The organism is Bacillus sp. FSL M7-0003 (genome assembly GCF_038628485.1).
Lineage (GTDB): Bacteria > Bacillota > Bacilli > Bacillales > Bacillaceae > Bacillus > Bacillus safensis.
This window is the reverse complement of sequence record NZ_CP152024.1, coordinates 32,754-45,342: the sequence shown is the minus strand read 5'-3', so window position 1 is coordinate 45,342 and position 12,589 is coordinate 32,754. Positions and strand designations below refer to the sequence as shown.

10 protein-coding genes, 2 tRNA genes and 3 rRNA genes are annotated in these 12,589 nt (G+C 46.0%); all 15 read right to left on the bottom strand.

Annotated elements, in window-relative coordinates:
- Window positions 1-16 precede the first annotated feature (16 nt).
- A complete protein-coding gene (gene yabA / locus MHI23_RS00235; RefSeq protein WP_024425629.1) occupies window positions 17-370 on the bottom strand; it encodes a DNA replication initiation control protein YabA in 354 nt (117 codons plus the stop codon).
- Between the two features lie 14 nt (window positions 371-384).
- On the bottom strand, window positions 385-1,212 hold the full coding sequence (locus tag MHI23_RS00230; protein ID WP_024425628.1) for a stage 0 sporulation family protein: 828 nt from the start codon (window positions 1,210-1,212) through the stop codon (window positions 385-387).
- A gap of 2 nt (window positions 1,213-1,214) precedes the next feature.
- Window positions 1,215-2,204: a DNA polymerase III subunit delta' gene (holB, locus tag MHI23_RS00225; RefSeq protein WP_024425627.1), complete on the bottom strand. Its 990-nt coding sequence runs from the start codon at window positions 2,202-2,204 to the stop codon at window positions 1,215-1,217.
- A gap of 11 nt (window positions 2,205-2,215) precedes the next feature.
- Window positions 2,216-2,656, bottom strand: coding sequence for a YaaR family protein (locus MHI23_RS00220; protein ID WP_024425626.1), 441 nt, complete (start codon window positions 2,654-2,656; stop codon window positions 2,216-2,218).
- 12 nt (window positions 2,657-2,668) lie between these two features.
- A complete protein-coding gene (locus MHI23_RS00215) occupies window positions 2,669-2,998 on the bottom strand; it encodes a cyclic-di-AMP receptor (RefSeq protein ID WP_024425625.1) in 330 nt (109 codons plus the stop codon).
- A 79-nt stretch (window positions 2,999-3,077) separates the two neighbouring features.
- On the bottom strand, window positions 3,078-3,716 hold the full coding sequence (tmk, locus tag MHI23_RS00210; protein WP_024427207.1) for a dTMP kinase: 639 nt from the start codon (window positions 3,714-3,716) through the stop codon (window positions 3,078-3,080).
- Window positions 3,713-5,122, bottom strand: coding sequence for an aminotransferase class I/II-fold pyridoxal phosphate-dependent enzyme (locus MHI23_RS00205; RefSeq protein WP_342492190.1), 1,410 nt, complete (start codon window positions 5,120-5,122; stop codon window positions 3,713-3,715). Before MHI23_RS00205 ends, tmk begins: the two co-directional genes overlap by 4 nt.
- Window positions 5,123-5,199: 77 nt before the next feature.
- Window positions 5,200-6,264: a toxic anion resistance protein gene (locus MHI23_RS00200; protein WP_342492189.1), complete on the bottom strand. Its 1,065-nt coding sequence runs from the start codon at window positions 6,262-6,264 to the stop codon at window positions 5,200-5,202.
- A gap of 18 nt (window positions 6,265-6,282) precedes the next feature.
- Window positions 6,283-6,897 carry a 5-bromo-4-chloroindolyl phosphate hydrolysis family protein gene (locus MHI23_RS00195; protein ID WP_024427210.1) on the bottom strand — a complete coding sequence of 205 codons (615 nt, stop codon included), beginning with the start codon at window positions 6,895-6,897 and terminating at the stop codon, window positions 6,283-6,285.
- A gap of 128 nt (window positions 6,898-7,025) precedes the next feature.
- Window positions 7,026-7,217: a sigma factor G inhibitor Gin gene (locus tag MHI23_RS00190; RefSeq protein WP_024425620.1), complete on the bottom strand. Its 192-nt coding sequence runs from the start codon at window positions 7,215-7,217 to the stop codon at window positions 7,026-7,028.
- Window positions 7,218-7,389: 172 nt separating this feature from the next.
- Window positions 7,390-7,505: ribosomal RNA gene (gene rrf, locus MHI23_RS00185) — 5S ribosomal RNA — on the bottom strand.
- A 61-nt stretch (window positions 7,506-7,566) separates the two neighbouring features.
- Window positions 7,567-10,497, bottom strand: a 23S ribosomal RNA gene (locus MHI23_RS00180).
- Window positions 10,498-10,595: 98 nt separating this feature from the next.
- Window positions 10,596-10,671, bottom strand: a tRNA-Ala gene (locus tag MHI23_RS00175).
- A gap of 14 nt (window positions 10,672-10,685) precedes the next feature.
- A tRNA-Ile gene (locus MHI23_RS00170) sits at window positions 10,686-10,762 on the bottom strand.
- A gap of 95 nt (window positions 10,763-10,857) precedes the next feature.
- Window positions 10,858-12,406 (bottom strand): 16S ribosomal RNA (locus MHI23_RS00165).
- Together the 16S, 23S and 5S rRNA genes with 2 tRNA genes alongside form the textbook arrangement of a ribosomal RNA operon.
- Window positions 12,407-12,589: the final 183 nt, after the last annotated feature.

Genomic DNA, 12,589 nt, shown 5'->3' with positions numbered 1-12,589 from the left:
CAGCGGAAGCCTTTTCTCATTTTTTATTTAAAAATGACAGACAGAACAAACAGTCTCCCTCTTTACGAATGCTCCCATAATGTACATTACAAATATGGAAGCCCTCCTGATATAACCGGGCCAGGTTATCATGACCTTCTCCTATATCAGAATGACTTGGCTTCTGGGCAGAATCATTCTCTGCCTCAGACGATTTGTCTCGATCGGACTGATCCAGACGTTCACGCAAGTGCTGATTCTCCATCTGCAGCTGATGATTTTCTTCAATCACTTCACCGATATGATTTTTCAAATCACCTAACTGGCGATAAAGAGAACCGATTTGTTCTTCTAAATTAATCACCGTATCAAATAGTTCCTTTTTATCCAAGGTGGCACACCTCGTTACTCAGTTGTTTGTGCAGATACAACGCCTTCTTGTAATAATTCTTCCCATGTATATTCTATCACTTTTTCTTGCCCGGTTAATTCAACTTGCAAAATTCGTTCTAAAATATTGAGCCCTACTACCTTTGCAGAGCCATTAGACGTCTGAATCGTTTCACCGATATCCGGTAATTGTTCCTTCGCTGTTTCATACTCATCATTCTCATATTTCAAGCAGCACATCAAACGGCCGCATAGTCCTGAAATTTTTGTCGGATTTAACGACAGGTTTTGATCCTTTGCCATCTTAATAGACACTGGTTCAAAGTCTCCTAAGAATGTCGAACAGCAAAGCATTCGCCCGCAAGGACCAATACCGCCAAGCATTTTTGCCTCGTCTCTTACGCCAATCTGGCGAAGTTCAATTCTCGTTTTGAAGATTGATGCAAGATCCTTCACTAGCTCACGGAAATCAACTCTGCCATCTGCTGTGAAGTAGAAGATGACCTTGTTTCGGTCAAATGTAAATTCAACATCAACCAATTTCATTTCTAGCCCATGTTCACTTACCTTCTGAAGACATGTATCAAAGGCTGTCATCGCTGCTTCTTTGTTTTCCTCAACGATGAGCCGGTCTCGTTCGTCTGCTACACGAATGACTTTACGCAGAGGGAGAACCACATCGTGTTCATCTACTTTTTTGTTGGCGATGACCACTTGTCCGTACTCAACCCCTCTGACCGTTTCTACAATGACACAACTATCATTTTCTATATGAAATCCATTAGGATCGAAATAATAGATTTTGCCCGCTTTTTTAAAGCGAACACCAATTACGTTGTACAAGCTTATCCCTCCTGCAACATCAACACCAATTGCTCCATCAGCCCTTGGGCATTCACGTTGGATTGAAGTCTCTTTTTCGCTTCTAATACAGCAAGGATCTGGCTGGTCACCATCTGCTGTGTGGAATGCAGCGCATGCTGCTTCATTGTCTGGAATAAGTCTTGATAAATGACTTTATCTTCATTTCCTATTTGAATCGACAATACATCACGATATATAAATAAAAGCATATCCAGACCTGTTTCTTGAAGGTCTTTCTCTTTGAAAAAAGGCATCCATTGATCCTGTATATAAAAAAATGCATGTTCTTTTCGCTGGTGTAAGACTTCATACAATTTTATCACTTTCGCTCTAGACTCTGCAAACTGATCATTTCGACTTAATTCGAGTGCTTCTGCTAAATTATTGGTTAAATTCGACAAAAGCCTTGCGAGATGCTGAGATACGCCTTCTTGTAAAAGCTGCTGCTCTAAGGATTGTGGCTGCAGCGGCTGAAAGCTGAGCATCTGACATCTTGAAATAATCGTATCCAGCATTTTATGCGATTGCTCAGTGATTAAAACCGCCATCGTTTCCCGATTAGGCTCCTCTAGGAACTTCAATAAACTGTTCGCGGCATTGACCGTCATTTTGTCCGCATGAAGAATAATATACATTTTCCGGTGAGATTCTACACCTGCTTTTGTAAATTCCTCTTGCAATGCCTGCACTTGCGCCTTTTTAATTGATTGGCCATCGGGCTGCACAAGATGTAAATCGGGATGGTTTCCTGATGCAATCCTTTTGCAGTTTTGACAGGATTCACATGGTTTCACTCCTGATTCCAAACAAAAAAAGCTCTTAGCCAAAAGCATCGCTGCATCCAGTTTTCCGGTTCCTTTTTTTCCTTCAAATAAGTAGGCGTGCGCAAGTCGGTCTTTATCAATACTATTAAAAATCAGCCGCATGACGCGCGGCTGCAAATCATTCATGTCATCCCAGCTAATTGCCATGTTATCACTCTCTATGTGTAAAGGTTAATCAATAAACCTTTTATTTCTCCAATACGTTCAAGCAAATCAATAGATGGTTTCTCTTGATCCATCATTTCCTCGGTTAATTCAATCAGCTTTTCATCTAAGGCTTTGACCAAAGCAAGTGTACGTGTGTTGCCATAAATGTCAAAGCTCCTTGATGTTTCTATATTTAGTCCATTATCGACTGTCTCTTTCACAAAGCGCTTCACCAGTCCTTTAAACCTAGCCAAATCCTTTAGGTTTCGTGACTTTGCGAGCTTTTTTCCGAACACTTCGATATCACTCAGCATGACCGTCAGCTGTTCTAAGCGCAGTTTGCCGCTTTGCGTTTCCATCGAAGCTTTAAAGGAGGCAGATGTCTGGCTTCCTTTCATCGCTTGAAGTTCACGCTTTTCTAAACGCAGCCGCATATCTTGATTAATTTTCACAGCAACCCATCCTTAAAATTGATGAAATTGTTCAACTGGCAGAATAAAAACAGTAGCTCCGCCAACTTCAACCTCAACAGGGTATGGTACGTATGAATCTGCATTTCCGCCCATTGGGGAGACAGGCGCGATCATTTGATCACGTTTACGGCAATTTTCTTTTATAAGCTGTAATGCTTTATCCACCCGGACATCATCACAACCAATAATAAAAGTCGTATTCCCAGACTTTAAAAACCCACCAGTTGAAGCTAATTTTGTCACGCCGAAATGATGTTCAGTCAATATTTTCAACAACTTGCTGCTATCTTGGTCCTGTACAACGGCAACAATTAATTTCATTTGATTGGCCTCCTTTATTTTAGGCACAGATGACATGCCGATGTCTTCCTCTATATTATAACAACGATTGGGAATTAGGTCATATTTGATTTTGCTTTAATGTGTCCTGAATCAATTGAAGGACTTCTTCATAGACAGCCTGCATCGGCTGAGACGCATCCACTACACGGAATCGTTCTGGCGATTGTGCAATAAGCAGTTCATAGCCTTCTCTGACAAGCTGGTGGAAATTCAGCGTCTCCATGTCTAATCGATTCTTTTCTCTTCCCTGGTTGGCATCAATTCGCTTTAGCCCTTCCTCAGGTGTAATTGAAAAATAAATGGTCATTTGCGGCATCGTGCCATTGATAGCAAAGTCGTTAATTGACTTTACTTCTTCAATCCCAAGCCCTCTCGCATAGCCTTGATAAGCAAGGGAGCTATCGACAAAACGATCACATAAAACCGTCTGCCCGCGCTGTAATGCCGGTTCTACCTTCTCAGCCAAATGCTGCCTTCTTGCGGCTGCATACAGCAAAGCTTCTGTTTTCGCATCCATTTTTGTGTTTTTTTCATTTAAAATGACTTCACGAATCTGCTCTGCTATGTCAATGCCGCCAGGCTCACGTGTCGCCATCACTGCATATCCTTGGCGTTCCATTTCTTCATACACTTTTCGAATCACTGTCGTTTTTCCAGCACCCTCTGGCCCTTCAAACGTAATAAACATACCGCTCATAGTGTCTCCTCTTCTATATAAACATATAATTTTCTCTGATGAATCACCTGACTGGCTTGAACATGAACCTGATGTCCAAGCAAACGGCTTAAAGCCGCAATCTGATCGATTTCAATACGCTCTCCCTTAACGATCAAAGGAATACCCGGTGGATATGGAATCACCGATTCTGCACTAACCCGTCCTGCTGCATGTTCAAATGGGACGGCTTCTATATCCTGTCTATGCTCCTCGTTGTCATCAGCCAGCGATTCTCTTTGGAAATGATCTTTTCCTTTGAGCAATGAATTGCTTTGATTAAGGGCCTGCTCTATCCGTTTAAAAGGGATATCCTTCTTCTGTTCTAAACCAAAGACAAGTAAAACCTGATGTTCGTCCGCAAGCTCTGGGTGAACCTCCACTGATTCAAGTACTCGTTTTAGTTCATAACCAGTCAGTCCTTTTGTTGATCGAATCACACATTTTAATGGATCGTTAGAAAGCAATTCAGACTCGACCACTTCAAGCTGAGGTATACGATTGAACTCATTTTTCAGCTCTGCCAGCCCTTTCATGATTCCATCCAAAATCCCTTTTTTCTTGATCTCCTCGACATAGGCCCTTGCCACATCTAATGAGGCCATAATTGGATAGGATGGAGAACTGCTTTGAAGCATCGTGAGGAATGTTTTCAAACGTTTGGCATCCATTCGCCCTCCCTGTAGATGAAGGTAGGATCCCATCGTCATGGCCGGAAGGGTTTTATGTGCTGATTGTACCACCACGTCAGCTCCATAGGAAAGAGCAGATGGAGGAAAAGCGCCGCCTAATACAAAATGTGCCCCATGTGCCTCATCAACTAAAACGATCATGCCTGCTTCGTGGCACATGTCAATCAGCTTTGATAAATCAGCTGCATGTCCGTAGTAGTTTGGATAAGTCAAAACGATCGCCCTGCAATTAGGATGTTTGGCAATGGCTTTTTTGACTGTTTCATCCGTCACATGTGTTGGAACATGCAGGTGTGGATCTACCTCAGCTTCTACCATAATAGGCGTTGCTCCTGCAAGCTCAATCGCATGGTAAACAGACTTATGACAATTTCGCTGGACGAAAATCTCATCTCCCGCACGACAGGCTGCCATCACCATCGCTAAATTTCCGACAGTTGTCCCATTCACAAGAAAAAAGCTATGATCTGAACCATATAGCTTTGCCAATAAATGTTCAGCCTCTTGAATCACACCAGTTGGATGATGGAGATCATCTAACCCTTCAAGTTCTGTTACATCCAGCTGAAGAATTGAGTCATAATAAGTCCGTGCCTCATCAAAAAAGACATCTCCATTGTGATGTCCTGGAACGTGGAAAGAATAAGGTTTCTTTTCCGCATGTTGTGCTAATGCTGTATATAAAGGTGTTTTCAAACAAATCGACCCTTTTCACTTTAACGATATCTTATGTCTATTATAACGTTCATACAAGGGAACCGAAAGATGGATTCTCATTCCTTTATTGGCTGGTGATTTGCCAGCTGCTGTTCTGCCTCATACATACTGTTTTTCAATTGGGCTCGCTCTTGGCTTCCATGCTCTTTCACCTGTAACGTTTCCTGTAAGGTTTCAGCTAATTGGCGTTGAACCTTTTTCAACGTATCTATAGGTGCAAAAGCTGCCTCTTCAAGAAGCTCCCCCTGCTGCTTTGATACCTTTTCATATGTTTTTTGGATTCGATTCTCAAGAGCTGAATTGGCACGCTGTTGAATATGCGTTAATGCAATCGACATTTGGTTAATCCATAGAGGAATAGATGCAGAAACTGTTGATTGAATGTGATTGGCCAATGTATGATTCGTATGCTGGATCATTCGAATTTGGGCATTACATTGCAGCGCAATTTGCCGGCTTAGCAGCAAATCATATTTCCGTTCTTTCAACCTCTCCATATATTCTTCTGCATTGACTTCCTGACTCATCAATTGCTCCTCTATAGTCCGATTACCAATCTGCTCCGCTTCTGATATGATCTGCTTCTCTAAAGTGGTCATTTTCGCTTCAACTGCTGCAACCTGCAGTGTCATCTCTTGGAAAAAAGTTTGATTTTCTTCAAATAAACGCTCTAATAACATATGATCCGAAATTAATCCGCCTTTTGCGTAACGAAGCCTTGCTGATAATCTCTCGATCTGTGATTTTGCATGTTGAAAACGCGAGATGATTTCCTGAGTAGAACGCTTCTCCCGCCGAAATAACGTCGAAAAAAAGCCCTGCTTCTTTGGCAGTAAGTCCTCCGGTTCTACTACATGTAGCTGGTGCAAAAAGGCCTCAAGCACGTCTCCTATTTGATCGATATCTTTTTTCTCAACATATTTCATCATTTGTTGTGATTGTTCCAATAATCGTTCCTGCACACGTGTACCATAGAAAAGCAGCTTTTGCGGATTGTCAGGGATCTGCTCAGCACGCTGCAAGGCTTCTTGTTTCTCCTCATCAGATAAGGTATCAAACACCTGAAACTGAAGATCTGTAGTGGAAGCAGATGATGTTGGGATGTGATCTTCTGGTTTCATTACGTTTGACTCCTTTCATTATTTCTTTATCATCTTATCTGCCACTTCAAGCTCAATATGAAGGGCTTCTATGTCTCTTCCTAATACTTGCTGCAAATCATTCGTCAATTGCTTTTGCAGTTCTGTCAGCGTCACTCGAGTTTGACTGAGTGTCATTTCCAGCTCATGACTGCGATCAGGCTGATTATACAATAGTGCATATTTTTCAGTTAGTTCAACGACAGAATCCAAGCTTTCAAAATAAAAACGCTGTGCATCATAAAATCGGGTCGGCTCTTTTTTTGTAATCGTATAGATTCGCCGTGCAAGTCGGAGAATTTCATAATTATGTTTGATCGTCTGTACGTTCTTCACAGCAAATAAAGCCTTCTTTAAACGTACGAGCTTTTGTCCTGCTTCTTTTAAATGCTGTTTGATATATACATAATCACTACGAGACAGTCCGTGTTTCTTTAAAAACAACTGGAAAGCAATCCATCTGCTCCCTGCAAACATCACGCCCCACCCCACCATCGCATACAGTATCGATAATCCAACATGATGATGGAAAACCCCAATACTGACGGTTAAAATCACAAGCGAAAAAAAAGTAGAGAGGATGGCCCATATAAATGTATAAAAGATTGATTTCATGTTCATCGACTCCTATGAATAATCAGGCTCTCTGTTTATCTTATTATTAATTACGGATGATGTCCAAACTAAGTTCCAAAAAACAGGCCCAATCCTCCATAGCTCATAAAAAAAGACCATCTAATGGTCTATGAATACAAAGGCGGCGTATGAAGATTTTTTAGCTTTCTAACATAATCAGCATAGCTAGGATCCGAGGTCGATGTAGAAATTAACTTTCTCTCACATTCTCGGCACAAAAACTGATGATATAAATAAATTCCCTTTGTTTTTTTCTCTTCACAAATCAAACAAATCGCTTCTCGCTCTTTTTTGCTCATTGTGACACCTCCACTTATAGCTTCAGTATGCCCTAGCGCTTTCAATTGTATACAAAATTAAGAATGTTTTAGATGGTAGTTTAGTATATGTATCCATGTCAGATCGAGTGTTTGTTCCTTTTCTTAAAAAAACAAAAAAGACCAGTTCCGACTGGAACTGATCCTTATAGAAGCTTGGCGGCGTCCTACTCTCACAGGGGGAAACCCCCAACTACCATCGGCGCTGAAGAGCTTAACTTCCGTGTTCGGTATGGGAACGGGTGTGACCTCTTCGCTATCGCCACCAAACCTGATGGAGAGAATGTTCTCTCAAAACTAGATAACAATGTTCATGCTTCACATTAGAATATAGGTTAAGTCCTCGATCTATTAGTATCTGTCAGCTCCACGTGTCACCACGCTTCCACCTCAGACCTATCAACCTGATCATCTTTCAGGGATCTTACTTCCTTGCGGAATGGGAAATCTCATCTTGAGGGGGGCTTCATGCTTAGATGCTTTCAGCACTTATCCCGTCCGCACATAGCTACCCAGCGATGCCCTTGGCAGAACAACTGGTACACCAGCGGTGCGTCCATCCCGGTCCTCTCGTACTAAGGACAGCTCCTCTCAAATTTCCTGCGCCCGCGACGGATAGGGACCGAACTGTCTCACGACGTTCTGAACCCAGCTCGCGTACCGCTTTAATGGGCGAACAGCCCAACCCTTGGGACCGACTACAGCCCCAGGATGCGATGAGCCGACATCGAGGTGCCAAACCTCCCCGTCGATGTGGACTCTTGGGGGAGATAAGCCTGTTATCCCCGGGGTAGCTTTTATCCGTTGAGCGATGGCCCTTCCATGCGGAACCACCGGATCACTAAGCCCGACTTTCGTCCCTGCTCGACTTGTAGGTCTCGCAGTCAAGCTCCCTTGTGCCTTTACACTCTGCGAATGATTTCCAACCATTCTGAGGGAACCTTTGGGCGCCTCCGTTACATTTTAGGAGGCGACCGCCCCAGTCAAACTGCCCACCTGACACTGTCTCCCTGCCCGATAAGGGCAGCGGGTTAGAAGGTCAATACAGCCAGGGTAGTATCCCACCGATGCCTCCACCGAAGCTAGCGCTCCGGTTTCCAAGGCTCCTACCTATCCTGTACAAGCTGTACCAACATTCAATATCAGGCTGCAGTAAAGCTCCACGGGGTCTTTCCGTCCTGTCGCGGGTAACCTGCATCTTCACAGGTACTATAATTTCACCGAGTCTCTCGTTGAGACAGTGCCCAGATCGTTGCGCCTTTCGTGCGGGTCGGAACTTACCCGACAAGGAATTTCGCTACCTTAGGACCGTTATAGTTACGGCCGCCGTTTACTGGGGCTTCAATTCGCACCTTCGCTTACGCTAAGCGCTCCTCTTAACCTTCCAGCACCGGGCAGGCGTCAGCCCCTATACTTCGCCTTACGGCTTCGCAGAGACCTGTGTTTTTGCTAAACAGTCGCCTGGGCCTATTCACTGCGGCTTCTCGGGGCTTTAACACCCTAAGAAGCACCCCTTCTCCCGAAGTTACGGGGTCATTTTGCCGAGTTCCTTAACGAGAGTTCTCTCGATCACCTTAGGATTCTCTCCTCGCCTACCTGTGTCGGTTTGCGGTACGGGCACCTCTCACCTCGCTAGAGGCTTTTCTTGGCAGTGTGGAATCAGGAACTTCGCTACTAAATTTCGCTCGCCATCACAGCTCAGCCTTTATGGGAAACGGATTTGCCTATTTCCCAGCCTAACTGCTTGGACGCGGATATCCAATACCGCGCTTACCCTATCCTCCTGCGTCCCCCCATTGCTCAAATGGTGAGGAGGTGGTACAGGAATATCAACCTGTTGTCCATCGCCTACGCCTTTCGGCCTCGGCTTAGGTCCCGACTAACCCTGAGCGGACGAGCCTTCCTCAGGAAACCTTAGGCATTCGGTGGACGGGATTCTCACCCGTCTTTCGCTACTCATACCGGCATTCTCACTTCTAAGCGCTCCACCAGTCCTTCCGGTCTGGCTTCACAGCCCTTAGAACGCTCTCCTACCACTGTTCGTAAGAACAGTCCGCAGCTTCGGTGATACGTTTAGCCCCGGTACATTTTCGGCGCAGAGTCACTCGACCAGTGAGCTATTACGCACTCTTTAAATGGTGGCTGCTTCTAAGCCAACATCCTGGTTGTCTAAGCAACTCCACATCCTTTTCCACTTAACGTATACTTTGGGACCTTAGCTGGCGGTCTGGGCTGTTTCCCTTTCGACTACGGATCTTATCACTCGCAGTCTGACTCCCAAGGATAAGTCATCGGCATTCGGAGTTTGACTGAATTCGGTAACCCGGTAGGGGCCCCTAGTCCAATCAGTGCTCTACCTCCGAGACTCTTACCTTGAGGCTAGCCCTAAAGCTATTTCGGAGAGAACCAGCTATCTCCAGGTTCGATTGGCATTTCACCCCTACCCACACCTCATCCCCGCACTTTTCAACGTGCGTGGGTTCGGGCCTCCATTCAGTGTTACCTGAACTTCACCCTGGACATGGGTAGATCACCTGGTTTCGGGTCTACGACCACGTACTCATGCGCCCTATTCAGACTCGCTTTCGCTGCGGCTCCGCATCTTCTGCTTAACCTTGCACGGGATCGTAACTCGCCGGTTCATTCTACAAAAGGCACGCCATCACCCGTTAATGGGCTCTGACTACTTGTAGGCACACGGTTTCAGGATCTATTTCACTCCCCTTCCGGGGTGCTTTTCACCTTTCCCTCACGGTACTGGTTCACTATCGGTCACTAGGGAGTATTTAGCCTTGGGAGATGGTCCTCCCGGATTCCGACGGAATTTCACGTGTTCCGCCGTACTCAGGATCCACTCTGGAGAGAACAACATTTCAGTTACAGGGCTGTTACCTTCTTTGGCGGGCCTTTCCAGACCTCTTCGCTTATATCGTTCCTTTGTAACTCCGTATAGAGTGTCCTACAACCCCAAGAGGCAAGCCTCTTGGTTTGGGCTGTTCCCGTTTCGCTCGCCGCTACTCAGGGAATCGCATTTGCTTTCTCTTCCTCCGGGTACTTAGATGTTTCAGTTCCCCGGGTATGCCTTCTCATACTCTATGTATTCAAGTATGGATACTACTCCATTACGAGCAGTGGGTTTCCCCATTCGGAAATCTCCGGATCAAAGCTTGCTTACAGCTCCCCGAAGCATATCGGTGTTCGTCCCGTCCTTCATCGGCTCCTAGTGCCAAGGCATCCACCGTGCGCCCTTTCTAACTTAACCATTTCTTACTTTAGAAAGAATCACTATGTGTGATGAACTTTGCATTGCATTCAATGTGAATGTATTACTTATTGTTATCTAGTTTTCAAAGAACACGTTGGTGGAGCCTAGCGGGATCGAACCGCTGACCTCCTGCGTGCAAGGCAGGCGCTCTCCCAGCTGAGCTAAGGCCCCGATTTAATAGAAGATGGTGGGCCTGAGTGGACTCGAACCACCGACCTCACGCTTATCAGGCGTGCGCTCTAACCAGCTGAGCTACAGGCCCATCTTTCATATCGAAGATATGATGTTGTAGGATCTTTTGCAAGTTCCTTCAAAACTAAACAAGACGAAAACGCACGCTGCTCCATATATCCTTAGAAAGGAGGTGATCCAGCCGCACCTTCCGATACGGCTACCTTGTTACGACTTCACCCCAATCATCTGCCCCACCTTCGGCGGCTGGCTCCATAAAGGTTACCTCACCGACTTCGGGTGTTGCAAACTCTCGTGGTGTGACGGGCGGTGTGTACAAGGCCCGGGAACGTATTCACCGCGGCATGCTGATCCGCGATTACTAGCGATTCCAGCTTCACGCAGTCGAGTTGCAGACTGCGATCCGAACTGAGAACAGATTTATGGGATTGGCTAAACCTTGCGGTCTTGCAGCCCTTTGTTCTGTCCATTGTAGCACGTGTGTAGCCCAGGTCATAAGGGGCATGATGATTTGACGTCATCCCCACCTTCCTCCGGTTTGTCACCGGCAGTCACCTTAGAGTGCCCAACTGAATGCTGGCAACTAAGATCAAGGGTTGCGCTCGTTGCGGGACTTAACCCAACATCTCACGACACGAGCTGACGACAACCATGCACCACCTGTCACTCTGTCCCCGAAGGGAAAGCCCTATCTCTAGGGTTGTCAGAGGATGTCAAGACCTGGTAAGGTTCTTCGCGTTGCTTCGAATTAAACCACATGCTCCACCGCTTGTGCGGGCCCCCGTCAATTCCTTTGAGTTTCAGTCTTGCGACCGTACTCCCCAGGCGGAGTGCTTAATGCGTTAGCTGCAGCACTAAGGGGCGGAAACCCCCTAACACTTAGCACTCATCGTTTACGGCGTGGACTACCAGGGTATCTAATCCTGTTCGCTCCCCACGCTTTCGCTCCTCAGCGTCAGTTACAGACCAGAGAGTCGCCTTCGCCACTGGTGTTCCTCCACATCTCTACGCATTTCACCGCTACACGTGGAATTCCACTCTCCTCTTCTGCACTCAAGTTTCCCAGTTTCCAATGACCCTCCCCGGTTGAGCCGGGGGCTTTCACATCAGACTTAAGAAACCGCCTGCGAGCCCTTTACGCCCAATAATTCCGGACAACGCTTGCCACCTACGTATTACCGCGGCTGCTGGCACGTAGTTAGCCGTGGCTTTCTGGTTAGGTACCGTCAAGGTGCGAGCAGTTACTCTCGCACTTGTTCTTCCCTAACAACAGAGCTTTACGATCCGAAAACCTTCATCACTCACGCGGCGTTGCTCCGTCAGACTTTCGTCCATTGCGGAAGATTCCCTACTGCTGCCTCCCGTAGGAGTCTGGGCCGTGTCTCAGTCCCAGTGTGGCCGATCACCCTCTCAGGTCGGCTACGCATCGTCGCCTTGGTGAGCCATTACCCCACCAACTAGCTAATGCGCCGCGGGTCCATCTGTAAGTGACAGCCGAAACCGTCTTTCATCCTTGAACCATGCGGTTCAAGGAACTATCCGGTATTAGCTCCGGTTTCCCGGAGTTATCCCAGTCTTACAGGCAGGTTACCCACGTGTTACTCACCCGTCCGCCGCTAACATCCGGGAGCAAGCTCCCTTCTGTCCGCTCGACTTGCATGTATTAGGCACGCCGCCAGCGTTCGTCCTGAGCCAGGATCAAACTCTCCGAGGTATGCAGGATGCATATCACACATGCGTTGCTACACGATGTAGCGAACTTAGCATGTGATCATTTCCTGCCTCGCCAGTTTGACTGACTACCTATGAAGTATCATAGGATTTTTTATAAAAAACTCGAATTAACAGGTACGTTTTGTCTTGTTTAGTTTTCAAAGAACTTGTTTACCGCTTCAGA

Coding starts and splice junctions, on each gene's coding strand:
- holB (WP_024425627.1), bottom strand. CDS start 2,204: ATGGCAATTAGCTGGGATGACATGAATGATTTGCAGCCGCGCGTCATG.
- MHI23_RS00215 (WP_024425625.1), bottom strand. CDS start 2,998: ATGAAATTAATTGTTGCCGTTGTACAGGACCAAGATAGCAGCAAGTTG.
- tmk (WP_024427207.1), bottom strand. CDS start 3,716: ATGAGCGGTATGTTTATTACGTTTGAAGGGCCAGAGGGTGCTGGAAAA.
- MHI23_RS00200 (WP_342492189.1), bottom strand. CDS start 6,264: ATGAAACCAGAAGATCACATCCCAACATCATCTGCTTCCACTACAGAT.
- MHI23_RS00195 (WP_024427210.1), bottom strand. CDS start 6,897: ATGAAATCAATCTTTTATACATTTATATGGGCCATCCTCTCTACTTTT.
- MHI23_RS00190 (WP_024425620.1), bottom strand. CDS start 7,217: ATGAGCAAAAAAGAGCGAGAAGCGATTTGTTTGATTTGTGAAGAGAAA.